At 42.2% G+C, this 24,564-nt stretch carries 23 protein-coding genes and 1 pseudogene; 7 read left to right on the top strand and 17 right to left on the bottom strand.

The features are described from left to right. Window positions 1–119 precede the first annotated feature (119 nt). Window positions 120–977, top strand: a complete 858-nt coding sequence (locus MHI11_RS05845) for a GNAT family N-acetyltransferase (protein ID WP_340960652.1) — start codon at window positions 120–122, stop codon at window positions 975–977. 245 nt (window positions 978–1,222) lie between these two features. Here MHI11_RS05845 and MHI11_RS05840 read toward each other — a convergent pair whose 3' ends face one another. Genes MHI11_RS05840 through MHI11_RS05815 form a run of 6 tightly spaced genes read right to left on the bottom strand, consistent with a single transcriptional unit; the run spans window position 1,223 to window position 9,533 of the window. Next, a complete protein-coding gene (locus MHI11_RS05840; protein ID WP_340960651.1) occupies window positions 1,223–3,037 on the bottom strand; it encodes an IucA/IucC family protein in 1,815 nt (604 codons plus the stop codon). 13 nt (window positions 3,038–3,050) lie between these two features. Then, a complete protein-coding gene (locus MHI11_RS05835; RefSeq protein WP_340960649.1) occupies window positions 3,051–4,400 on the bottom strand; it encodes a lysine N(6)-hydroxylase/L-ornithine N(5)-oxygenase family protein in 1,350 nt (449 codons plus the stop codon). Then, window positions 4,375–4,929 (bottom strand): GNAT family N-acetyltransferase, encoded by a 555-nt coding sequence (locus MHI11_RS05830; RefSeq protein WP_113768406.1) that lies wholly within the window; start codon window positions 4,927–4,929, stop codon window positions 4,375–4,377. The genes MHI11_RS05835 and MHI11_RS05830 overlap by 26 nt, the downstream gene beginning before the upstream one ends. Further along, entirely contained in the window at window positions 4,926–6,707 is a 1,782-nt protein-coding gene (locus MHI11_RS05825) for an IucA/IucC family protein (RefSeq protein WP_340960647.1), read from the bottom strand. Before MHI11_RS05825 ends, MHI11_RS05830 begins: the two co-directional genes overlap by 4 nt. Then, the gene (locus MHI11_RS05820) at window positions 6,704–8,200 is read right to left on the bottom strand and encodes a pyridoxal phosphate-dependent decarboxylase family protein (protein ID WP_044139889.1); all 1,497 of its coding nucleotides are present in this window, start codon (window positions 8,198–8,200) and stop codon (window positions 6,704–6,706) included. Before MHI11_RS05820 ends, MHI11_RS05825 begins: the two co-directional genes overlap by 4 nt. Continuing rightward, on the bottom strand, window positions 8,187–9,533 hold the full coding sequence (locus tag MHI11_RS05815; protein WP_340960644.1) for an aspartate aminotransferase family protein: 1,347 nt from the start codon (window positions 9,531–9,533) through the stop codon (window positions 8,187–8,189). The genes MHI11_RS05820 and MHI11_RS05815 overlap by 14 nt, the downstream gene beginning before the upstream one ends. A 386-nt stretch (window positions 9,534–9,919) precedes the next feature. Between MHI11_RS05815 and MHI11_RS05810 the strand changes: the two genes are divergently transcribed. Then, window positions 9,920–10,456, top strand: a complete 537-nt coding sequence (locus MHI11_RS05810; protein ID WP_340960642.1) for a serine O-acetyltransferase — start codon at window positions 9,920–9,922, stop codon at window positions 10,454–10,456. Here the strand turns inward: MHI11_RS05810 and MHI11_RS05805 are convergent. The 4 genes and pseudogenes from MHI11_RS05805 to MHI11_RS05790 form a co-directional block, all read right to left on the bottom strand. Next, window positions 10,451–10,711, bottom strand: coding sequence for a hypothetical protein (locus MHI11_RS05805; protein WP_044139886.1), 261 nt, complete (start codon window positions 10,709–10,711; stop codon window positions 10,451–10,453). The genes MHI11_RS05810 and MHI11_RS05805 overlap by 6 nt on opposite strands. Window positions 10,712–10,747: 36 nt before the next feature. Next, window positions 10,748–11,014, bottom strand: coding sequence for a hypothetical protein (locus MHI11_RS05800; protein WP_003212235.1), 267 nt, complete (start codon window positions 11,012–11,014; stop codon window positions 10,748–10,750). 66 nt (window positions 11,015–11,080) lie between these two features. Next, entirely contained in the window at window positions 11,081–11,638 is a 558-nt protein-coding gene (locus tag MHI11_RS05795) for a GNAT family N-acetyltransferase (protein WP_106064967.1), read from the bottom strand. Between the two features lie 14 nt (window positions 11,639–11,652). Continuing rightward, a pseudogene (locus tag MHI11_RS05790) lies at window positions 11,653–12,518 on the bottom strand (AraC family transcriptional regulator). 112 nt (window positions 12,519–12,630) lie between these two features. Between MHI11_RS05790 and MHI11_RS05785 the strand changes: the two are divergent. After that, window positions 12,631–14,007: an MATE family efflux transporter gene (locus tag MHI11_RS05785; protein ID WP_340909831.1), complete on the top strand. Its 1,377-nt coding sequence runs from the start codon at window positions 12,631–12,633 to the stop codon at window positions 14,005–14,007. A 25-nt stretch (window positions 14,008–14,032) separates the two neighbouring features. On the opposite strand, the gene MHI11_RS05780 is transcribed toward MHI11_RS05785, so the two are convergent. The 4 genes from MHI11_RS05780 to asnB form a co-directional block, all read right to left on the bottom strand. Then, window positions 14,033–14,872 carry a phytoene/squalene synthase family protein gene (locus tag MHI11_RS05780; RefSeq protein ID WP_340960641.1) on the bottom strand — a complete coding sequence of 280 codons (840 nt, stop codon included), beginning with the start codon at window positions 14,870–14,872 and terminating at the stop codon, window positions 14,033–14,035. Then, entirely contained in the window at window positions 14,865–16,340 is a 1,476-nt protein-coding gene (locus MHI11_RS05775) for a phytoene desaturase family protein (protein WP_340960639.1), read from the bottom strand. The genes MHI11_RS05780 and MHI11_RS05775 overlap by 8 nt, the downstream gene beginning before the upstream one ends. Next, a complete protein-coding gene (locus MHI11_RS05770) occupies window positions 16,337–17,854 on the bottom strand; it encodes a phytoene desaturase family protein (protein WP_340960638.1) in 1,518 nt (505 codons plus the stop codon). Before MHI11_RS05770 ends, MHI11_RS05775 begins: the two co-directional genes overlap by 4 nt. Before the next feature lie 148 nt (window positions 17,855–18,002). Continuing rightward, window positions 18,003–19,844 (bottom strand): asparagine synthase (glutamine-hydrolyzing), encoded by a 1,842-nt coding sequence (gene asnB / locus MHI11_RS05765; RefSeq protein WP_340960637.1) that lies wholly within the window; start codon window positions 19,842–19,844, stop codon window positions 18,003–18,005. Window positions 19,845–19,999: 155 nt separating this feature from the next. Between asnB and MHI11_RS05760 the strand changes: the two genes are divergently transcribed. Continuing rightward, window positions 20,000–20,527, top strand: a complete 528-nt coding sequence (locus tag MHI11_RS05760) for a DUF2777 family protein (RefSeq protein WP_106064960.1) — start codon at window positions 20,000–20,002, stop codon at window positions 20,525–20,527. Between the two features lie 38 nt (window positions 20,528–20,565). On the opposite strand, the gene MHI11_RS05755 is transcribed toward MHI11_RS05760, so the two are convergent. From MHI11_RS05755 to MHI11_RS20905, 3 genes are all read right to left on the bottom strand, one after another. Beyond that, window positions 20,566–20,934: a YisL family protein gene (locus tag MHI11_RS05755; RefSeq protein WP_003212021.1), complete on the bottom strand. Its 369-nt coding sequence runs from the start codon at window positions 20,932–20,934 to the stop codon at window positions 20,566–20,568. A 92-nt stretch (window positions 20,935–21,026) separates the two neighbouring features. Beyond that, window positions 21,027–21,932, bottom strand: a complete 906-nt coding sequence (locus MHI11_RS05750; RefSeq protein ID WP_340960635.1) for a fumarylacetoacetate hydrolase family protein — start codon at window positions 21,930–21,932, stop codon at window positions 21,027–21,029. A 126-nt stretch (window positions 21,933–22,058) separates the two neighbouring features. Beyond that, the gene (locus MHI11_RS20905; RefSeq protein WP_445661865.1) at window positions 22,059–22,583 is read right to left on the bottom strand and encodes a spore coat protein CotG; all 525 of its coding nucleotides are present in this window, start codon (window positions 22,581–22,583) and stop codon (window positions 22,059–22,061) included. A gap of 241 nt (window positions 22,584–22,824) precedes the next feature. Here MHI11_RS20905 and MHI11_RS05735 point away from each other — a divergent pair, with 241 nt between their 5' ends. From MHI11_RS05735 to MHI11_RS05725, 3 genes are all read left to right on the top strand, one after another. Beyond that, window positions 22,825–23,919, top strand: coding sequence for a CotH kinase family protein (locus MHI11_RS05735; protein ID WP_044139874.1), 1,095 nt, complete (start codon window positions 22,825–22,827; stop codon window positions 23,917–23,919). 122 nt (window positions 23,920–24,041) lie between these two features. Beyond that, window positions 24,042–24,203 (top strand): aspartyl-phosphate phosphatase Spo0E family protein, encoded by a 162-nt coding sequence (locus MHI11_RS05730; RefSeq protein ID WP_012009503.1) that lies wholly within the window; start codon window positions 24,042–24,044, stop codon window positions 24,201–24,203. Between the two features lie 127 nt (window positions 24,204–24,330). Then, a complete protein-coding gene (locus tag MHI11_RS05725; RefSeq protein ID WP_003211745.1) occupies window positions 24,331–24,552 on the top strand; it encodes a spore germination protein in 222 nt (73 codons plus the stop codon). Window positions 24,553–24,564 lie beyond the last annotated feature (12 nt).

Genomic DNA, 24,564 nt, shown 5'->3' with positions numbered 1-24,564 from the left:
ACCTCCGAAACTGGAGGTTCTTTTTTGCTGGGAAAATTAGATAAACTTCAATTTTTACACTATACCTTCTTATGGTACGATACACATAGATGAATTCAGCTAAGAAGGAGTTGCGTGTCATGACAAACGTTGTTCAACGAGCATTAACACTCGATGACATACCAGATCTTATCGCATTGTCTCAAGAGGTAGACTGGCCTGATTACAATGCGGAAGAGCTCACATCTCTTTTAACAAATGGATATTTCACAGGTTTTTCAACAGCGGATGGACAAGTCATCTCATGTGCAGGACTTTTCCAATATGATCGAATGGCGTCAATTGGTGCTGTCATTGTATCTGAGACACATCGCGGCTTAGGTCTTGCAAGGAACATGATTGACACCCTGCTAGATCAATGTGATCAAAGCATTCCTGTCGTTTTAACCGCTACTGTCCAAGGGCGGCCAGTTTACGAAAAAATCGGGTTTCACACGGTTGGTTACATTACGACTTACAAAGCGCAAAACCCAAACCCAGAAGCGCTTCGTGTGTCAGATGACATCCACCTGTCTCCTGCCGATGAATCGCACCTTCCGTGTATTGAAGCACTAGATGAAAAAGGAGCAGGCACAAATCGATCAAGCTTTTTAAAAAACAGGATGAACCGAGCAGCACGGCGTATCATTGCAAAGAATGAACGTCACGAAACAACTGGCTTTGCGTTTGGTGTTGAAACACCTGCCAATTTAATGATTGGACCGCTTGCTGCAAATGATGAACTTACAACTCTCTCGCTGATCCGTTCTCTCATTTCGTCTTATTCGGGTCCGATTCGTTTAGATATGCAGGAGGAAACAGCTGAACGCCTCCATGAATCACTTGTTGAAGCAGGTTTTACGAAAACAAACAAAGCTCATTTTATGATGATTCGCGGAAAAGAAAAGCTGAACGATCCCGCCCTTCTTTATTTCCTTGCCTCTCAAGCATTTTCGTAAAATATAAAAAGCTGTAGACACTTGATGTCTACAGCTTCAGATTGTTGACAAAGGGCTAAAATGATCTTTATTTTAGCCCTTTGTCTTCTTTTCAGCGTGATTGAAAACCTTTGAAGTCTAGGAAGGCCGAGCACTGGCGCGGAGCGAATTTGCAATTCGTGAGCACCAGCGCACAGGACTGACAAAGAATGCGAGGGTTTGTCTACACGCTGAGCTGTAGACACTTGATGTCTACAGCTTTTCTATTACTTCTCACAGGCGGACGAAAGAACATGCGCGAGTGCATTTGTGACCTTTCCATGCTCTGATGCATGCGGACGGTCATCTCCATCTCCATACCCATAATCAATCATTCGATTTCGATTTAAGCACAGCTTTGTCAGCTTCGGCTGGAATAGATCAAATAGGTCAAAACGGTCCTTCAGCTGTGGGAATTGCTTTTGATACTGCTGAATTTCTTCAGCAAGCAAGCGCCAAAGCGCTGTTTCATCTAACAGTTGATGATTGTCTAACACATTTGATACGTAACGCAGGTTACAAATAAACAATCCTGTAAAGATAAACTGCACTAACCCTTCCGGCGGCTCACTCCGCAGCACTTCTTTCAAATTTTCTCCTAGTGAGGCCAATTCAGGCAGCGGCTGATCACTAATGTTCACATCGTCAACAAAATCTTTAATCGCCAAACGATGAGGCTGATGATCTTTTAACACAAGAATCGTATTTTGTCCGTGCGGTGAAAAGACGGTGCCGTATTGATACATAAAGTGCAATAGCGGCGGCATCACCACATGGAAAAATTTCGCCATCCACTCTTTTGCTGAGAGACCTGATTTTTCAATCAGCTGTTTCACATAGGGCTCACCTTCATGATCCTCATAAGTGAGTGCCGCAAGTGTAACAGGGTGCTCTCCTTCATCTAAGTACGAGTAAATGCTTTCTCTAAAAATGACACCGAGCATTTCAAGATATTGATACGGCGCACCAGGCAGTTTGCTATAGTAAGGATGATCGACATTGATACTTGCATTCTCACCAGGTAATATCACGCGGCAGACATCAGATAAAAATGAATCTTGATCCGCGATCCCTTTAATATGCGCTGTAATGCGAGGGGCAATGACTGTCCGTTCTGACGGAAGTCCTCGGTACACGAGTGTATTTAAAATGCTCATTGGCAGTTTAATATGATGCTTGCCTTTATTTGAGATGTTCGTAAAGGTTCTGATCGACTGCTGCGGGATATATTGATCCAGTCCCTCTCCTACATACACAATCCGGCGCAACGCCAAATCTTCTGGGAAATGTTGAATAATCATATGTGTCCACTGCCATTTATGAACAGGCATCAAATAATAATCAGCTGTATTCAATCCTTCATCCTTTAGCACGCGGTGAAATTGACGAATCGTGACTTCATCTAACTCTTTGGCAATTACCTGCTCATAGTTTTCATGATCGACTGCATGGAATGTGGCAAGGTCCCGGTGAACAGCAATCCAAGACAGCTGCACACTTTCTTGCCTTTCAGGTGCATAGGCTAGGTAGTCATCGTAACTGAACCCAATGCGTCCTTTGTTATACACAATCCAAGGATGACCTGTCATTTCTCCTTCAATCCATGCATAATCAGTATCTGTCAGTTCATGCGCACGAAGTGCTTTTTTCGACAGCAAATGTACATCTGCTAACAGGGTGTGATGAAGCTCTTTTATTAGGTGTCCTGTTGTCTCAGAAGACATTGGAATGAGCGGCTGAATGTCTAGTAAAAACACAATTGCACTGACATCCTTTGACCATTTTCCGTCTTGACAGCACTCGATTGATTCAGCGATTGTATCAAAACTATCAAACAAACGAGGTTTTGCAAGATAGCGATATTTCTTATGTTCGTGAATGATTAATTCATACTGAGCAATGCCATCCTTATGATCTAGCTGCACGGGATGAAGCATATCCTCATACATGTATTCAGACAGCATTTTTGCCACCATTCGCTGGTTTGCCTTTTTCCAAGCAGCAGGATTCACCGCTTTTTTCAATTCATCTTGTACACTCATCGCTTCATCCTCCTTAACCTTTGATTTCTTCGAATGTATTGACGTTCTTTTGTGTACCAAATGTCTGGAAGACGTGCTTTTGATAAAGTGGATACACGGTTTGACGAGCAAGTTCATTGATAATCACACTGTTTCGGTAAGCGCCAAGACCTAAATCCGGAGCGCCAACGCCATGTGTATGAAGCTCTGCATTTTGGACAAAAATATCATTTTCACCCATTGTATTTGTTTTCAAGCGATATTCACGTTCGACTTGGAACCGTCCTTGATCATCCCATTGAATGTGATGAGAAATTGGGTTGATAAACGGCGGCAGTACGGATTGATAGCCCGTCGCCAGCACAACAATATCTGTCTCGTGGGTAAAGGTGTCCTCTTTGACCCATTGCGTGCATGAAAGGGACAAGCCGAAAGCTGTTTCCTCAATCAAGTTGACCTCTGTCATCGCTTGAAGCACTGTGTTCAACTGCTCTCCGCAGGCAGAACGTTCATAAAGCAAATGATAAATATCACGGATCATTGCAGAGCTGATGCCCTTATACAGCAAGTCTTGCTGCTTTAACAACGCATCCTTTTTTGTTTGCGGAAGCTCATAAAAGAAATCAATATAATCTGGAGAGAAATATTCAAGACCAAGGTTTGAATATTCCATTGGGAAAAATCCTTTAGAGCGTGTGAACCAGTGAATATCCTTCGCCTCATCATCTGATAAAATATCATAGAACACTTCTGCCGCACTTTGACCAGAGCCGATCACTGTCACAGATTTCCCTTTGAAACAGCCTTCTTTCTTTCGTTTTAAATAGTCGGCAGAATGAAAAACTTTCTCTCCTAAAGCTGGCTGGAGCGATGCTGGTATCGCCGGCTGTGTACCAATTCCTAAGACGAGATGCTTACTTTCAAACACCTCTACCGTTTGGTCTTTCACATGACGCACATGCACTTCATATCGCTTTTCTCCTGCTTTCTCGATCAATGAGACAGATTCGACGTTCATGCCAAATCGGCAAGAGTCTAACTGGTCTGCGACCCAACGGCAATAATGACTATATTCCTTGCGCGGGATATGAAAATCCTCTAGAAAGTAAAATGAATACAAACGGTTTTGTTCCTGTAAATAGTTGAGAAAGCTATATTTACTTTTCACATCTGCCATACTGACAAGGTCCGCTAAAAAGGGAACCTGCAGTGTCGTCCCCTCAATGAGCATCCCTGGGTGCCAATGAAAGGCTTCACTTCTTTCAAAAAACAAAGCGTCAATTTCATTTACCTCTTCAGATAATGCGGCAAGTCCTAAGTTAAACGGGCCAATGCCAATTCCTATTACATCCACTACATTATTTTGCTTGTTGAACCGCGTCATGGTTATACTTCCTTTCGAATCGTTCTCGATCACAAAACATTAAAAGACCTGTTTTATCCGGTAAATTGACTGGTTTTACACGTTCAAAGCCGCATTTTTCAAATACATGGATCATTTTTTCATTGCGAATATCCGGCTCAGCGACGACTTTTTCTGTTCGTTTGTTCTGCTCAAATTGAAATGCTGTCATGGCCAGAAGTAGCGGGGTCGCAAAACCTTTTCCCACATAATCCGGCTCCCCTATTAATAGATGGATTCCTTGATCATGCGGAGAAGGCTGATAGTAAGATTCAATGATGTCACCTTTGACGTTGTATGCCTCAAAATAACTCATGGGCGTCCCATCAATTGTGCCTAAATATAGGGTTTGATGCGGATCATGAATCGCCTGATAAAAATGCTTTTCAAAAGCAGGAAATGGAATATTCAAATGCCAAAATGGGTGAACATACTCCTCTTGCATCCACTTGTGGACAAGCCGGACATCTCTTTCATATTCAGCGCGAATAAACTTAATACGATCCCTCATCCAATCAGCGCCTCCTTATGTAAAAAGAGCGGATTCAAGACAGCTGTGTAACGAGACTGTGTTTCCAGAGATCCTGTCAGTTCATCCATATCTTCAAACCGTGTCAGCAAATTCGCTTTTGAAGGCAGTTCTTTTGAGCGCAGAAGGCTGTTTGTCAGCTCAGATGCCCCGTAAGTTTCCTCATGAGCAAGCAATGTGTCTCTCACGAGCGCGAGCAAGTCTTCTTCTTTCGCCAGACCTTCTGTACCAAAACCGTTAATGAGACCAAATAAATGATTAAAGAAGAAATAATAACGCAGTCTCTCAACGGCTACCTCATCTGCACAAATCGTTTCACTTCTCACGCTCAGGTTTTGGACAAGATTTGCGAGTTTATCCTTTTTCGATTCACTATAGTAGTAGCCTTGGTTGTCACGATAATAGAAGGTGTGCGGGTAACCACCCTTCATTTGCACAACAGCGTTTTGCTGATGGGCTTCCAGTGCAAGACCATACGTTTCAAACAGCCAGAGCATCGGTTCTAACGAAATGGTTAAATATTGCTTAAACCAATCTTGGCTTACAGCCTCTGGTGATCGACCTTCTGCGTCTGCAAGGTCATGGATGATCCCTGCTAATCGCGATTTTCCACCATACGCATGATCCTGACATAATCCAGCAATTAAGCTTGCCCCTTTTTCACGATGTAAAAATGGATTTTGACGAATGACTACTTCAAAGCCAGATTCCGCCTCTTCTCCTTGAATGGATAAATAGGCAGGATCTTCAATGACCCGGAATCCAGAGAATTCGTCGTATAGAGAAACGCCTAATTCTGTTTTTAAAATGCGCGACATCTCTACTCCGCGATCCAGTTCCTTTTGTTTATTGACACGTAAGGAGTTTGTAATTTTCACAGGAACAGAGAATTTGAGCATGTAAGCAGAATCCTTTTGATAGACGGTTCTGAAAGATGAAGTCGCTGTGTATTCAGAACCCATCGGTCCTAAATAAGTGAGTTTCCCTTCCTCTATATAACGGTTCACGAACGCTTTCTCCATGACCACCTTCACTTGAAGCGGGTGAATCGGAATGAGCACATATTCTCCGTTTTCTAATAACGTATTCAGTCTCTCTTTTTCTGCTGGTACCTGGCGCAAGAGCTCCTCTAGCATGAGGCTTGCCGCAGACTGTGTAATTGACGAATCCTGAAGCACAATCGAATGATGCGCTTTAAAGTAATGAAGCTGGAAAGTCCCTTTCAGCTCAGGAGAATAGATCGCTTCCTCCTCCTCTGTCATTCCTTGTCTGCTTTTTGGGGTAGGATGCGTTAAATGACCAAGGAGAAGTGACTGCTCAGCCTCGATATACTCAAAATCGGCTTCAGAAAGAGCGGCTCGATCACTTTCTCGCTCCTTTAAGAACCGTTCAATATTTCGGCAGCTTAAAATGATGCGAAGCATGAATTCATCCTCTGCATCTGTACGGCCATATTCAATGAGAAGCTCCTTTGAACATAAAGCAACAAGTGTCGTGTAATCGACGATTGCGCCCTCTTGTTCACTGCCTTGCGGGCGAAAGCGAATCGGAAAATCAAAGAGATGGCGGCCAACAGATGAAACATATCGGATCGGAATCACAAGCTCTAGATCTTGCTTTGCTAGTTTTGCGATGAAGACAAGCGAGCCATCTGCTCTCGTCTCTTTTTTTGCAGATCGATCGATTCCTGTTTCGCGTAAAAAACAGTTTAAAAAGCTTTGCATGGTTGCATTTTCAGCCATTTGTTTATATTGACTCAACGTAGTACCCTCCCGGATTGAATATGAGCGATCCCGATATCAACGATGTCAGAAAGGATTTCCTCAATATGTGTGATTGTCGTTCTCGGATTTAACAAAGTGAATTTTAAGCAGGTTTGACCATCCACTACTGTTTTTGCAACGACAGCAGTTCCTGTTTGGAATAATGTGCGATGAATGATTTTATTGACATCATCTGTTTGGTGGTCATCCTTAAATCGGAACACAACTGCATTGATTTCTGGCTCAGGATTGATCACTTCAAGGTGAGCATTTTTTTCAATGAGCGCAGCCACATCCTTCGCAAAATGGATCGTATGGTCTATGATATTGCCAAACCCTTCTTCTCCAATAAGACGAAGTGATAGTAGTAATTTCAGCGCGTCAAATCGGCGCGTTGTTTGGACAGATTTATTAACGAGATGTAGAATTCCTTCCAGCTCATCTTCCTTTGGATTGAGATAATCTGCATGATAATCAATCAAACCAAAATGCCTTTTATCCTTTAGCAAAAATGCCCCGCAGGAGATCGGCTGATAAAATTGTTTATGAAAGTCGATCGTGATCGAATCTGCAAGCTCAATACCGTCTAATTTACTTCGGTAGGTTTCGCTTAATACAAGTGCTCCGCCGTAGGCAGCATCCGCGTGAATCCACAGGCCGTATGGCTTGACGAGGTCATATACCTCTCGAACTGGGTCAATACTGCCAAAATCCGTTGTCCCGCAAGTTGCTACTACCGCAAAAGGCAGCAAGTTCTGCTCCCTCAACTCAGCCAGCTTCTTTTTCAAATCATTGAGGTCCATTCGATGATGCTCATCTGTCTCGACTAGTACGACTGCCTGCTCTCCTAAACCTAACTGGGAGGCAGATTTTTTCACAGTAAAGTGAGCATTCTTCGAGCAAAGGATTCTCATGCGGTGAGATTCACTTGGCAAGCCTTTCTGCTGAACATTCCACTGCCATGTGTTTTCACAAAAGGCATCTCTCGCCAGAAGCAGCCCCATGTAGTTAGATTGGGTTCCACCGCTTGTAAAAGTCCCATCTGCTAGGCCGCCATAAGAAAACTTCGCACATAGCCACTTGAGAATTTCTTCCTCAACCAAAGAAGCAATACCGCTTTGATCAAAAGAATCCATTGATTGGTTAAAGGAACTTACCATCACCTCTGCGGCAAGTGCAGGAATGAGCGGTGGACAATGCAGATGTGCCAAGCATTTAGGATGCGATACATCAATCAAATGCGGCAAAAGATGTTCTTTTATATCCTGAAAGACAGATTCAATGGATTCTCCAGACGGTTGAAATCGGAATAATGATTCGACACTAGCCGCTAATTTCCCAGGCAATATTCCACTGTAGGGGCCTGTGTCTTTTTGCCATTGATCCAGTAAGCTATCGATAGATGTATGAAGAGCCGCTTGGAAGGACTCTCTTCCAAGCTGGCTTTGATTGATAAATAATGAATCCACAGAAGCTTTAGTTGATGGCATCGTACACGGCCTCTTTAAAAATAGCGATGACTTTTTCAAGCTGTTCTTCTGTCATAATGAGTGGTGGCAGGAATCGAATGACACTTCCGAAACGGCCTCCTGTCTCCACAATTAATCCTTTATCAAAGCAATTCTTTTGAATAAGACTGGCCAGCTCTGGATTCGCTGGATAGCTTCCATCCACATCCTGTTTCTCATTTGGATTGACTACTTCAACGCCAATCATTAAACCTCTCCCTCGAACATCACCGAGAGCAGGGACTTGTTTTTGGATGTCTTTTAGATGAGCCTGCATACGATCTCCTAACCGTTCTACATGATCAAGCAGGTTGGTTTCTTTGATAAATTTAAGCGTAGCGGTTCCTGCAGCCATCGCCATTTGATTCCCTCTAAATGTCCCGATGTGTGCACCTGGATTCCATTGATCTAAATCTTGATCATAAATCACAACTGAAAGCGGCAGGCTTCCACCAATGGCTTTTGACAGCACAATAACGTCAGGTACAATTCCTGCATGTTCAAAGGCGAACATCTTACCTGTTCGGCCAATGCCTGATTGAACCTCATCAATAATGAGTGGGATCCCTTTTTCTTTTGTGATTCTTCTCATTTCCTTCATCCATTCAATCGATGCTGGAATGGAGCCTCCCTCGCCCTGCACTGCTTCAAAGATCATACCTGCTGGCGGAAGAATACCACTTTCAGGATCATTTAATACGCGCTCAATATACGAACTTGAAATGCGGTGCGAATCCTTCCCACCAATTCCAAATGGGCAGCGATATTCATATGGGTAAGGCATAAAATGAACATCAGGTATTAACCCTTGCACTCTTTCCTTCGGAGATAAATTCCCACTTAATGACATCGTGGCATGTGTCGCACCGTGATACGCACCATGGAATGATAGAATGCTTCTATTCCCTGTCGCTGTTTTGACTAATTTAATTGCTGCTTCTATGGCGTCACCACCAGTTGGCCCACAAAATTGAATTTTGGCTCTTTTTGCAAACTCTTCTGGCAAGTGTGAAAAAATTTCATTCACAAATTCTTCTTTAATTTCTGAGGTTATGTCCAGCGTATGCAACGGTCTTTTTTCATGAAGCATACGTTCAATTGCATCTATAACAACTGGATGATTGTGACCAAGTGCAAGTGTTCCTGCGCCTGCCAGGCAGTCATAAAACTCTCTGCCATCCGCATCTGTCACGATCATACCCTCGGCTTTTTGCATGGCTAATGGGAACCGTCTCGGGTAAGACCTTGCATTCGATTCTCTTTGACTTTGCTGCTCTAAAAATTGCTGATTTTTAGAAACGGTTTTGATGGACATAATAAAACACTCCTCCAATTGATAAAGATTATCATTTTCATTTACTAGCCTAGAGGATGTGAGATATGAAAGTCAATTGTATTCAAAAAGATGATTCGAAAAGCATATGAATGCTATATTCTCTTTTTAGCGAGTATTTTCGTGTAATTTTTACAAACCTCTACTGCCATAAAGACATAAAACGGATGAGACGGAATGATGTAGAAAAAAATTACAAATCATTCTTCCTAGTTCTTTTGCTCTAATCATGATGAAACTCTCATTTTATATAGGAAACTGGATGAAAATGATGTAGAAAAAGAAAGAAAGAAACGTCATTCTATATTGATATAAATGGTTATAATGGTATAATTTCTCTGAAACAAAAGGGATTGGAGAGGGATCTGATGATTTTAACAAAGCATGATCTTCACCACTACTTAGCTCAGGACAAAAAAGCATTAGCCATTAAGCGCAAACGACCTAAGTGGTTTGGGGATGATACATGGAAATATCAAAGGATTTTACGAAAATATGAATACTATTCTAATAGCGGTGCTGCACTTCGCAAATGGTTTTATCGCTATTTACATAAAAAGAAAGGCATGCAGCTTGGCTTTGATATCCCGATTGGTGTCTTCGGTCCCGGTCTTAGAATCAATCATACGGGGCTCTTAATTGTGAACAAGTATGCAAAAATTGGGGCATTTTGTGATATTCATCAAGGGGTGAATATTGGTCAGAATCATCATAAAAAGGATGTGCCAACCATTGGGGATCATGTATGGATCGGCCCAGGTGCTAAGCTGTTTGGGGATATCCATATTGCAAATCATATTTCCATCGGAGCAAATGCTGTGGTAAACCGTTCTTTTCACGAGGAGAAGATTGTTATTGCAGGTGTGCCTGCGCAAAAGGTAAAAGAAAAAAGCCCTTCTTCATGAAGGACCCACCTGATAAAAAAGAATGATACCGATCAAAACAGAGATGAGCAGCATGAGGTAAAACAAAATCGTTAAAATAAGAATGGTCCAGCCAAGTCCCTTCCTCTCTGTCTTGATCAAATAAATACCGAGAACGATCGTACTAAATAAGACACCTAAAATGGCCCACAGCCATTTGTCTTTATCATGCTTTGGCGCATCAAACCATAAATAAATGGCAACAGCAAGTGAAACGAATAAACCCGTGATTCTCAAGATCAAACTCCCCCTTATGTACACACGTGCTTTCTATTATGCGTTTGAGTATCCGATCATCAGCAATAAGAAGTAAAAGACATAGACTAGAATGAAAATAGAATAGATGATAATGGACACGATCAGAACCGTCCAGCCCAATCCTTTTCTTCCTGTTTTGATCAGGTATATTCCAAATGTAAAGAGCCCGAATAAAAGGCCTAAAATCGCCCACAGCCATTTATTCTTCCCATGTTTAGGCGCATCTACAAATAGGTAAACGGCCACTATAATCGACACAAACCATCCGGTAATCCAACGCAACTCATTCGCCACCCTTCTTTTTTAGTTTATTCAATCCCGCTACTTTTTTACTAAAAAGAAAAGGAATTATTCAGTTGAATGTTGCAGAAGGCTTTGCCATTCCTCTCTCAGCATCCCGTAACGCATAGAATCATAATACTCTCCTTGGTAGTAACGGACCTTTCTCAGTCTTCCCTCAAGGGTAAACCCGCATTTCTCTGCGCACCGCATCATTCGTTCATTCCCAGACCAGGTGGTGAGACCGATTCGCGGGATATCAATGTGTGAAAATAACTCATTAATCCATAGATTTAAGGCCTTTGTTCCAACTCCTCCATTCCAAAAACATGAGTCATAAATAAGAATCCCGCATTCAAGCCAGCGCGTTCGTTCATTCTCCCAATAATAAGAAACGGTGCCTTTCAATTCGCCACCTATGACAATGCCATATAGCTTTGGCGGAATGGCGTCATCCTGTACATATCGTTTCTTAAATGCAGCAAGCGGGATCTCGTGTTCATGAAAATAAGGTGCATTCCACTTTCGATAGGACTGGTCTGATGCTTTAAACTTTAAATGCCACACGACCTCTAGATCAGTTTCGTCTAATGGACGTATGCTCACATGCTCTTTTTTCCCTTTCATCATTTCACGTTCCTTTACTTTGTCGTTCTTTTTGCGAGATGACGGTACTCGATAGGCGTCATGCCTTCGTTTTGCCGAAACAGCTTAGAAAAATAAGTAGGGTCGTCAATGCCTATCTGTTCAGCAATCGCTGCGATTTTATCATTCGTTGAGGCAAGCATGCTTTTGGCTTTTTCGACCTTGAGACGATTGATATATTGGTTTGGCGTCAGTCCATAGACAGTCTGCATACACCTTGTCATGTAATCAGGGTGATAGTGCAGTTTCTCTGCAAGCTCCTCCATTTGCAGTTTCTTCATAAAGTGACGCTCAAGATAATGAACCACTTCTGAGGCGACATTCTCCTTTGCACTTGGAATGTGAAATGCTTCTTTTTGTAAATGAATGAGCAGTTCTTCAAACTGAAGCTGTTTTTTCAGTGGCAGTTCAGATGCATCATCATTTAGTGCCCGCATCTGTGCAAGGTGCTTTTCTAATACATTTCTTCCTTTCACTTTTCCTTTACGGGGCAGGCTAAATTCATATGTTGCCGGTTTTTCAAAGGTGGCTTGATTTTGTTTCATATCAAACCAATGTTCTCTCGCCCGATTCGTGAGCTCATATGGGTCAATTGAGAAATGCAGCCACTCATAGTGCGTTTCTTCTTCGCATGGCAGGTGTCCGCCATGGGACAAGCCAGGTGAGAGAATGATATATTCTATTCTTTTACGTGATGAGCCTCTCTGTCTTCAGTGATCCATAGCTGCCCTCTTGTGACATAAAGAAGATCAAACACGGTGAAGGTTCTAGAGATATGCCTTTCTCCTTGATAAAATACGCCTTTGCCTGAAACGATATAAACCGGGAACGGCGGTACAGTAAATGTAATAAATCGATTCATATTCATCCCCTTATGAAGTCGGATTTCTCCAATAAGTTTCGGTTTCATCTCTTCTTATTATAGTCGATGCAAGGTACACTATAAATCGGATTTATACGAAAGGAGGCTTATGATGAAACCTCAAGCACTGCCAATTCAAAAGATTCAAGCCAAGGATAAGAAAACCCATCCTTCATTATTTGCATTAACTTGGCCTATTTTTATTGAAATCTCTTTATATATGCTGATGGGAAGCGCGGATACCCTCATGCTCAGCCAATATTCCGATAATAGTGTTGCCGCAGTTGGTGTAAGCAATCAGCTCCTGAATTTATTGATTGTCATGTTCAGCTTCATTACAACTGGAACGACGATTGTGATTGCACAGCTTTTAGGAGCGAGCCGCAGGCAGGAAGCGACTCAAGTCGCCTATATCTCACTAGGAACCAATTTCTTGATTAGCTTTGTCATTAGTCTTCTCATGTTTGTATTAGCTGTTCCCATCTTACACCTGATGGGCCTATCAAGTGAGCTCATGCCGGATGCGACTGTATTTTTACAAATTGTCGGGCTGCTTTCTTTTATTCAAGCGCTCATTATGACGTATAGTGCTATTTTAAAAAGCTACGGATATACAAGAGATACGATGTATGTCACCATCGGAATGAACTTGCTAAACGTTGCCGGTAACTATTTGGTGATTTTTGGTCCGTTTGGTTTCCCTGTATTAGGTGTCATGGGGGTCGCTTTTTCGACCTCACTCGCTCGATTGATCGGATTAATGGCCATGATCCTCATTGTACGCCGCCGAATTGGATTACGCTTTTCACTGAAGAAAATGTTTCACATCCAGCGGACATATTTAAAAAAGTTGCTAAAAATCGGCATTCCTTCTGCTGGAGAGCAGCTTTCTTATAACGGCTCTCAAATGATCATTACACTGTTTATTACATTTATGGGGACGCAGGCATTAGCTGCAAAGGTTTATACTCAAAATGTCATGATGTTCATTATGCTATTTGGTGCAGCCATTAGCCAAGGGACACAAATTTTAATCGGGCGCCATATTGGGGCGAAGGAATTCGATGCTGCCTATCACAGGTGCATGAAAAGCTTATACTGGGCCATTGGCATCTCCCTTCTTTCTTCTATTGCTTTATCTTTATCATCGACGCATTTGCTTGCTTTCTTTACTAGCAACAGCGAGATCATTCAAACCGCCGCCACCCTCCTCCTTTTGACCATTATTTTGGAACCGGGCCGTTCTTTTAATATGGTCATTATTAATTCCTTGCGGGCTGCTGGTGACGCGAAATTCCCAGTGTATATGGCGATGATTTCAATGTGGGGCATCGGGCTTCCAATCGCTTACTTGTTAGGCATCCAGCTTGAGATGGGCCTCATTGGGATTTGGATTTCTTTTATCGTGGATGAATGGGTAAGAGGCATCTTTATGTATAGGCGGTGGCGTTCAAGGGTTTGGACGGAATATCGCTTTTCTTCCACATAAAAAGGACTGCGGGTGCAGTCCTTTTTTACGTAATATTTTCTAAAATAAGTTCTTTTTCCTGCTTTGAAATAAATGATCGCTGTGTAAATACGCGGTATTCATTTTCTCTTGTTTTATCTAAAATGGCTTTATAAAAGTGAGCAGCTGCTTTCACTGGTATACGTGAATAAAGCGGGAATTCATGAAGATGGTCAAAAAACTCCTCGTAGTATGCCTCTGCCTCAAAGGCAATGTACTCCCATACGTGCTGAAATGCTTGATTGACAATGCCTTCTTGCAATTCTTGCTCTGAATATCCGAATTGATCCATGACTTGCTTTGGCAAATAAATGCGGTCTCTTTCAGCCTTATCTTCGCCGATGTCACGAAGAATATTGGTCAGCTGCATGGCAATCCCTAATGAAATCGCTGCTTCTTTTAGCTGTTCTTTTTTACGCGGTGCAATAATAGGAAGCAGCATAAGTCCAACGGTACTAGCAACATGGTAGGAATAAATGAGCAGTTCATCTAACGTTTCATATCGGTGCTGCTCTAAATCCATCTCCTGACCTTGGAGCAAGTCACGGAACGGGGCTTCATCCATACGGAACTCTTGAAATGTATGTTCTAGCGCCACCCACATCGGATCATTCCGATCTACCTCACCTTGTAAAAATCGATCAAACGTCTCTCGAAAGGAGGCAAGCTCCTCTTTTGGCGAGGGGGACTCATCTACAATATCATCTGCTTTCCGGCAAAAGGAATACACAGCCCAGACGGCCTGTCGTTTCTTTTTAGGCAGCATGGAAAAGGCACGGTAAAACGTTTTAGAATGGGTTTGAATCGTCTCCTCACATAAATTCAATGCTGTTTGTACATCAACCACTTAGCTTCACTTCCTTTCTGTCATTCAAATCTTTTAACAGCACAGATGCCATCAGCTTCGCACTTTGCATCACGATCGGCACTCCGCCACCAGGATGGATGGAAGCACCTACTGCATAAAGATTATCAGTATCAGCTGCCTTCACTTGCGGGCGGAACACACCTGATTGAAATAAGTTAGGCGCAAGTCCAAAGCTGCCACCTTCAAACAATCCTTCTCGCAAGGAATCATTTGGTGTTCTGATTTTTTTCCAGACAATCGACTCTCGCAATCTTGGAAAGCCTCTTTTCTCAAGACGATCGACCATTTTCTCTACAAAATCTGTCTCCTCTTCCCAGTTGATATGATCTCCTGAGGGAACGGGAATCAGCATATATAAAACACTACAGCCTTCCGGGGCAAGAGATCGATCAATGATCGATGGATTAAATGTATAAAACGACGGGTCTTGAGGGATCGTCTTCGTTTGAAAAACCTCTTTCATATGCTGATCAAAGTGTTCGCCCATAAAGAATTGGTGCACAGGTGCATCATGGTACATTTTGTTTAACCCGAGATACACCATTACACAGCCAGAAGACGGCACGTATTTACGCCGATCTTGTTCGTCTAAACCAAGCTGTTTTAACGCAGCTGGATAATCTCCGTTGATGACAAAAGCATCAGCTGCTATATGGGCTTCACTGACTTTTGCTTTGACCACGCGCTTCCCATCAAACTCTAGCTCCGTGACTTCAGCATTTTTTCTCACATGCACACCCATTTTCATGAGCTGTTCTTCTAATATATCTACTAAACTCGCATAGCCGCCTTTTAGATAGTAGATTCCATGTGCGTGCTCACTATATGAAACAAGCGAATATATAGCAGATGCTTCATATGGATTTCCTCCGACATAGAGGGTTTGAAGTGCATATGCATCTCGCAGGCGTTCGTCTGAGAAATACTTTTTCAGGGCACTTTGAACCGTGCGGTACGCCTTTAATTTCATTAAAATTTTCATGTTTGCTTTTGTAAAAAATGTACGTTTTTCATGAAATGATTTCTCTAGAAAGGCTTGTTGTCCTTCTTGAAACCGGTCTGTCATTTCTTCCATAAACCTTAGGAATCCTTGATCTTCCTTTGGAAATACACGTCTGATTTCCTCTAGCTGACGAAGTGCATCGGAGTACTTCGTGTAGGAGGTACCACCTTGAAATTGAATCGTATACAGCGGATCAAGCTGCAAAAGATCAAGAGATGCTTCGTCAATTCCAACCTCATGTAAAATACCTTTTAACATATCTGGAAGTAGGACAATGGTCGGACCTTCATCTACTTTATATCCTTTCTCACGTACAAAAGCAAGTCTTCCGCCAAGTCGCTCATTTTTTTCGACAAGCGTGACATCATGTCCCGCTTTTTTTAAATAAAGTGCTGAGATCATCCCGCCAATACCGCCACCTGCAATCAATATATGTTTTTTCATGAGGCGCTCCCCTTTTCTTCTTGCGGCAATGTTTTGTGCGTATGTTTCTCTTTTGAAAGAATCGCATTTGTCGTGATACGTGCTGATTCTAAAATGGTCGGCAGTCCGCTTCCTGGATGCGTTCCTCCTCCTACGAGCCAGCAATGATCCAATTCATCAAATTCATTGTGCGGCCTTAGAACCATCATCTGCGTCAGCTGGTGACCAAGGTTAAATGTGGCTCCTTCGTATACGTAAAGGTCTTCCTCCCATTGCTTCGGTGTGATCATCCGCTCGACTTCTATATGCTGCCTTACATTCTTAAAACCGGTTTTTCGCTCCAGTGTATCCAGTACAAGTTCTCTGAATTCATCTTGATGCGCTTCCCAGTCAATGCCGCTTTGATTGTTAGCAACGGGTGCCAATACATAAAGAGCTGACTTTCCTTTTGGCGCAAGTGAGTCATCTGTGACACTAGCATTTTGAATATAAATAGATGGATCATCTGTCAGCTCATATGTTTTCGTAATGCCTTTGACAAATTGCGCATAATCATCAGAAAAAACGATGGTATGATGCGGCTCCTCATATATGGTATCTAATCCTAAATAAAGCATAAAGGTGGAGCATGAGAATTTTTTCTTTTTTAATTTATTCTCGCTATATTTCTTTAAAAGTCCTGGCTCTACAAGCTTTGTCATCACATGTGCAAAGTCTCCATTTACGACAACCTCATCTGCCTGTATTTCTTCCCCAGATTCTAAGCGAATGCCCTTTACTTTCCTGCCTTCTGTCAGCAGTTTTTCGACGCCGGCTGACAGATGAATCGTTGCTCCAGCTTCAATTGCCGCTTTTGCCATCGCTTCTGACAGCTGATTGACCCCGCCCTTCGGATGGAACACACCTGTGTCATGCTCCATAAATGATAGAATGGAGAAAGCACCAGGGCACTCCCACGGTGACATGCCTAAATATTTTGATTGAAATGTAAACGCATATTTCACTGATTCATTTGAGAAATAATCTGACAGCACATCATATAAACTCTTATTCAATGAAAGCTGCGGAAGTGCTTTGAGCACCTTTGGACGCAAATAATGATGAAAACGATCCATTTTACTTTGTAAAATAGGTGTCAGCCGATCCATTTTGCGCTTCGTATCGTTCATAAATCGTATATACCCTTCTCCCTCTCCAGGTGCAAAGGCTTCTAACCGTCTATACATTTCATCACGATCTCGTATCATATCTAGCTGCTCGTCTTGGAAAATCAATCTATACATTTCTTTTAATTCAATCACATCAATATAGTCATAAAGATTTTTACCAGCAAAGGTGAACAGCTCCTCTGCAATATGAATCATGCTGAGAAAGGTAGGACCCGTATCAAACGTGAAATCACCCAGTTGAAACTTAGAGTTACGTCCGCCAACAAAGGGCTGTTTTTCGTAAACATGCACATCATGTCCTTTGCTTTGAAGCATCATAGCTGCCGCAAGTCCCCCTGGTCCTGCTCCGATCACAATGATTTTCATTATCCTTTTTCCTCCAAATTAATTCACTTTAAGTTAATTATACAAATTAGAAAGATTAGATCAACTTTCGATGTGCTCTATTCGTCTCATGTTATGTATCAAAAAAAGCCGGCTTCCATTCAACAAATGTAAGAAAGCCGACTCTTTATTACGCTTCTATATCAATTCGATACGTCTCAAACCAATGATGAATTTGCGCCAGATGAGCGATTAATTGCGGGCCCTTCATGAGCTGGCCATACCAAGGCACTTGAAAGGAAGCTCCTTCCGTTTCAATCAGCTGCTTTAATTGATGTGGATCTAGAAATTCGTGAAGGACAGAATCTTTTTGCGCAAGGCAGTCTGTTAACATCTCTTTCACAGCCTGGGTATAGGCTGGATGATGTGTTTTCGGGTAAGGACTCTTCTTGCGATAAAGCACTTCATTCGGTAAAATTCCCTCTAATGCTTTCCGTAAAACCCCTTTTTCACGATTTCCATGCATTTTCATTTCCCAAGGAATATTCCATACATATTCGACAAGACGATGGTCCGCAAATGGTACACGTACCTCAAGACTCGCCCCCATACTCATTCGGTCTTTTCGATCTAGCAGCGTTGTCATAAACCAGACCATATTTAAGTAAAAAAGTTCTCTCCGGGCTTTATCTACTCCAGTTTCTCCATCTAAAAGAGGCGTTTCAGCCACGGTTTCTTCATATTTGCTTTGTGCATATTCTTTTAGTGACAGCTTCTTTTGCCACGAGTCTTGTAAGAGCTGCGTTCTAGCTTCCGTCGATCTCATCCAAGGAAAACCATTCGTTTCATTTGCCGAATGGAACCAAGGATAACCTCCAAAAATTTCATCCGCACATTCACCTGACAAACCGACAACAAAGTCCTTTTTAATTTCTCGGCAGAACCAAAGCAAAGAAGAATCAATATCTGCCATACCCGGTAAGTCTCGGACCTCAACCGCTTCCTTTAAATAAGCAGCCAGCTCCTTTTGTCCAATGATGCAGCTGTGATGATTCGTTTGAAATGCCTTGGTCATGCGGTCAATCCATGGACCGTCCGCATTTGGCTGGAATTGACTTGCTTCAAAGAATTGATCATTCCCTTCGTAGTCAACGGAATACGTATGAAGCGGTGCTTTCCCTATTTTCTCAAAGTGCTTAGCGGCAATGGCGGTAATGGCACTCGAATCGACGCCACCCGATAAAAATGTACAAACAGGCACATCAGAGACGAGCTGCCTTGTGACGGCATCTGTAAAGAGATCCTTGACGTGCTGTGCGGTGTCATCGAGCGAGTCCGTATGCGCCTTGCTTTTGACATTCCAGTATCTCCACACACGCAATCCGTTTCTTGAAAAGGTCAGGGCATGAGCAGGTCTCAGCTCTTTTACCCCTTTAAACACTCCTTGCCCCGGTGTTCTAGACGGTCCTAAACCAAAAATCTCCGATAATCCCTCATGATCGACTTTTGCTTTCATATCAGGGTGAGCAAGAAGCGCCTTGATTTCTGAACCAAATAAAAAGGAATGATGACGTTCTGTATAGAAAAATGGCTTGACGCCGAGCCGGTCTCTCCCTGCAAATAATAATTCACGCTCACTATCCCAAATCACAAATGCAAAAATACCATTAAAATGGGTCACACACTCTTCCTTCCATTCTGTGTAGGCGTGAAGAAGTACCTCTGTATCAGAATGCCCAAGAAAGCGGTGGCCTCTTTTTAACAATTCTATTCTTATATCCTCTGTGTTATAAAGCTCTCCATTGTATACAACGGTATAAGCATGGTTTTGATGTGTATATGTCATCGGCTGTTTTCCGCCTTCTACATCTACAACCGCTAACCTTTTATGCCCAAATAGAACGTGCTCACTTTTCCACGTATTTGTATCGTCTGGCCCTCTTTTAGATAATGTATCTGTCATTTGATTGATTACATGGTCCTGTTGGATGAGCTGCTTTTTAAAGTCTGCCCAGCCTGTTATTCCACACATCATCATCAGCTCCCATCCGTTTTTCCTCAAGTGTTCTCATTCAGCCTTTCTTAGTTTATGCATCGTCTCCTTGATAGTTGATTTGTCCTTTTTTCTCGGGCGTATAGGACAAGCATGATTTGGTAAGAAAAGAAAGAGGAAAGGAGCGTCTGCAAATGGAAAAACGAATGAGGCAGCTTGAACGCTGCAGCCGAAGATGGTGCAACGGGTATTTACTCATTGAAAACGGGCATTGTCTGATTGAAGATGAAGAAGGAGAAATCATGCTACCAGAAAGTCTTCAAAGCACGATGATCTGTTTGAAGGAAAATGACAGGTGGACAAAAGGGGAACTGCTCGGGTCCATGATCCTTCATGAAAGTGGACAGCTTGTAGAGGTACAAGGCGGTGAAGTGATTCAATATACGGCATCACTTGCCAAAGGATGGCTTGACCTACTGATGTTCGTACCTGAAAACGTCTTTTATGAAATCATTGCACAGGTAGAGCAGCTTGGTTTTTCCGTCTACGATTGTGTTTTCTCCTCCTTTCATTCTTTTCAACGAGTTTCTTTCTTTCAGTTTTCGACAGATACACAATCACTTGCCCTTCAATGTCACCACGACTCCGCCGCAGGTCAAATTCGTTTTGAATGGACCTCTTCTGACGGTCACCGGTCGGTTTCGCAATTTGAAGGCATATAAAAAGGACACTGCTTCGTATATGCAATGTCCTTTTTATGTTAAAAGATATGGAAACCGATCGGCAGACGTAAACCGAGAAGAATGGTCACAATCGCGAGTACGATAAAACCAATCAATACACCAGTCACCGATTTTCCTTTTTTCTTGCGTACAAGAACCATTTCCATGAAGCCGATCACAAGGATACCGAAAATCATTTTACCGATATACTCGCCACCGAAACCTGGAATTTTCATTCCTGTGCGAACATACAGCTCTACGCCTGTGGCAATAATGATCAAGTACAATAGTCTGACAATCATGTGCACAATTTTAGCACCTTTGTCGTTTTTACCTGCTAGAGCAAAGGCCACGAAGAATAAAATAATTCCTAGCACCCATGCTGTAATATGTAAATGCGTTCCCATCTGTTATTTCCCCCTTTATCAGAACAATTACCTTCTCATCGTACCACGAAATAAGTCGAACACAAAGCGACAATCCTGTGTCATCTCACTCTTTATTTGACGCGATTTGATAGCGTCCCAATCGGTTCAATCGTGATGTCGATTCGATCCCCTGAAGCTAAGAATTTAGGCGGTTCAAAGCCTTTGCCAACCCCAGAAGGTGTTCCCGTTGCAATGATGTCACCAGCTTCTAGTGTCATCCCTTTTGAAAGAGTAGACACAATGTTCTCGATGGAGAAAATCATTAATTCTGTACTTGCAGACTGGCGAACCTCTCCGTTAACCTTTGTTTCCACATGGAGCGCGCCGTGATCCTCGATCACAGACTTATGCACAATATAAGGTCCTATCGGGCAGGTTGTATCTAAGCTTTTACCTATAAAAAATTGTTTGTGTTTTTTCTGTAAATCTCTTGCCGTTACGTCATTTAAAATGGTGTAACCAAATAGATAATCATGGACTTCTTCAGGTGCAATATTCTTCCCTGATTTGCCCATCACGATCGCAAGCTCTCCTTCATAATCCAGTTCACTCGTCACATCTTCATGAAGGAGGATATCCGCTTCATGTCCAACGACTGAAGTAGGTGCCTTTGTAAAGATCATCACATCTTTAGGAATATCCGCTGCACTTCCCATCTCCATGACATGATCTTGATAATTCTTTCCAACACACATAATGTTTTTAGCTGGCTTTGGAATCGGAGCATGGAGTTTCACGTCTGACAGCGGATATACATAAGAACCGCGATCCTCTTCTTTTTTCTCAGCCCAGTCAAGGAGCTGTTTGACATGCTCAACAAACTTGTCCCCCATATGAATACATTCAGCTAAAGAGTTTGGCAGTGTCTCAAGCTCGAATAATTTAGCTTCTGCCTTTTTAACGTCCATGACCCATTCATCATCAATGACTACCCCGATAAACATCCTGCTATGTATCTCACCTGTAAAAAAATTCATGTCTTCCCCTCACAATCTTCATTTCGCTAAGTGATGATGTCTCATTTTATTTCTCTATGAAATAAAAAAAACCCTTTTTTATCATACTCTCTTTTAAAAAGGGTTTCAAAAAAGATGATTTGATGTTTAGCGGTAGCGGCGATACTCCCACATGTTCCCTTGATCCCATTTGCGATCAACATTTCCTCTGCTCTTGGAATGATGCTTTTTCTTTCCACATCTTTTGCAAGAGCGGCTACGTCTATGGTGATGAGAACGTTTAGATCGATGGCAGCTTCTGTGGTGATGAGATCGTTTAGAACGGTGGCTGCGATGAGACTTGCGGCAACTTTTCTTATGATGGGATCTGTGTTTGCTGCGGCATGATTTTTTCGGTTCACTCTTTTTGCTTCTGCAAGATTTCTTGCTTTTGCACGACTTTTTACTTTTGCATGGTTTCTCACTTTTCACGCTTTTCTTTGAACAGCGGCTCTTTTTCGAACGATAGCTCTTACAGCTTTTTTTACTGCGATGTGATTTACGGCATCCGCCTCCACCAAAGAACCAATGACGGCGATTTGAATGGCGAGAACGTGCTGACTTGTGCGATCGTCTCGATTCTGGTTCACGATCTAAGTGATGATCACGTCCTTCACTTCGAAGTGAATCCACTGCATGTTCAATATGTGAATGATCAAATGTGCTCACGAACGATTCCCCTCCCAGTCTATACTTTGACAAAACAAACAGATCAAACTGTTTATCTTCTCTGCTTTATGTTACGAGACTTGGTAGACAAGTGTTCTTGGCGGATGCCCCTTTCTTTTAAAACTCCATGAATACCTAACAAACGGGTACAGGACATTCCTTCATTTTCATATCGTAAAGAAGAGCATAGGAGGAGGATGAACGCATGACCACAGAACCTTTAAAGCAAATGGATATTTGGATTCACCCAAAGGACCTGATTGAATTACGAAAAGACATATGGAACGACGAACCAGTTGAGGGCATTTTGAAAACTGGTCAGATCAAATCACACATTTATGCTTCATACCGGGGGTCTCACATCAGAAAGCTGAAAAAAAAGTCCTATCAAATTGAATATCGAAAGCCAAAACAAAGACAAGGCGAATCTATCTTTCATTTAAATGCAGAATACAATGACCCTTCGTTTATCCGAAACAGACTGTCCTTTTATTTCTTTGAGCAGATAGGGGTGCTAAGCCCTGCTGCGTCTCATGTGTTTCTCACTATAAACGGAAGAAAAGAAGGCATTTATTTAAAAATAGAATCCGTCGATGAGCACTTTTTTCAGAAAAGACAGCTTTCAGAAGGCGGCATTTATTATGCAGTCGATGACGACGCCAACTTTTCCCTTTTGAGTTCGTTTGATAAAAAGCCAAAAAAACACCTTCTCCTCGGGTACGAGAAAAAAACAGGGACTTCTCAACATGATCAGCAGCTAAGTGAATTTATTTACTTTCTCAACACAGCGAAAGATGACATATTTGCAGAAAAGATTGAGCATTACCTAGATGTGACCCAGTATTTCCGCTGGCTCATTGGTGTCGTGTGCACTCAAAACTTTGACGGCTTTGTCCATAACTACGCTCTTTATGTGAATGAACAAGGCAGATTCCAAGTGCTTCCTTGGGATTATGATGCGACATGGGGCCGTGACATTCATGGAGAAGAAATGGCGTTTGATTATATTCCAGTAAGCGGCTTTAATACGTTAACTGCTAGATTACTAGATATCCCTTCGTTTAAAAGAGCCTATTACACGCTTTTCCAGCACGTACTCGATACACAATTTTTAGAAGAACGTCTTTGTCCAATTATTGAGAAATGGCATGCTTCTATTGAGAACCGAATTGAAGATGATCCTTATACGAGAGATAGAAAAGACATCCTACAATCAGAACGAGAGGTCATCCGGCAGTATATCAACAAAAGACGACGTTATTTACAGGCTGAAATAAGAAAAGAGAGAGATCGCACGTAAGGACGCTTTCGAATTTTGTCACTTTATTACTCATATTGACGAAACAACTTTTTTTATAGAAAAATAGGGTATACTAACCATATCCTTCTATTCGATAAAAAATGTGAGAGTTGGCGTCCGTTATGATCAATTATGAAATTGAACAAAAAAGATTACATTTAATTGAGACCGCAAAAAAATTCGGGATGAATGCCGAAGAAACCATCAGGTGCAGTCAAGAGCTTGACACACTCTTAAATAAAGGCATCAAATACACCTCGAATGAATGCTCTAAAAAAGGGTAAACCATACACCTCAATCCTCTCATCAAAAGCTTTCAAAAAGACAATCACACATTAAAAGACCCATCATAAGCTATGGTGAAACGCCCAAAAACAAAGTGCCTTATTTTTATAAAGGATGTGCACCGCTATGCCGGCTATTGTTGGAGCCTTTAAAGTAAATGCCGTCGGAACGAGCGGAGTCGTTCATGTTGGAGACTGCATCACCATTTCTCCAAATAGTCAGGTTAAAACGTTTGCTGGCGCAGGCAGTTTTAACACTGGTGATCAATTGCGCATTAGCAACTATAAAAGTGTGACAAATACGTATGACAGTGATGTCATTGATCAACCGCTTGTTGGTAACTTGTAAGGAGTGAGAATC

Source organism: Bacillus sp. FSL K6-3312 (genome assembly GCF_038007485.1).
Taxonomy (GTDB): domain Bacteria; phylum Bacillota; class Bacilli; order Bacillales; family Bacillaceae; genus Bacillus; species Bacillus pumilus.
Note: the sequence above shows the minus strand (reverse complement) of the source record. Positions and strands in the feature narration are given on the sequence as shown.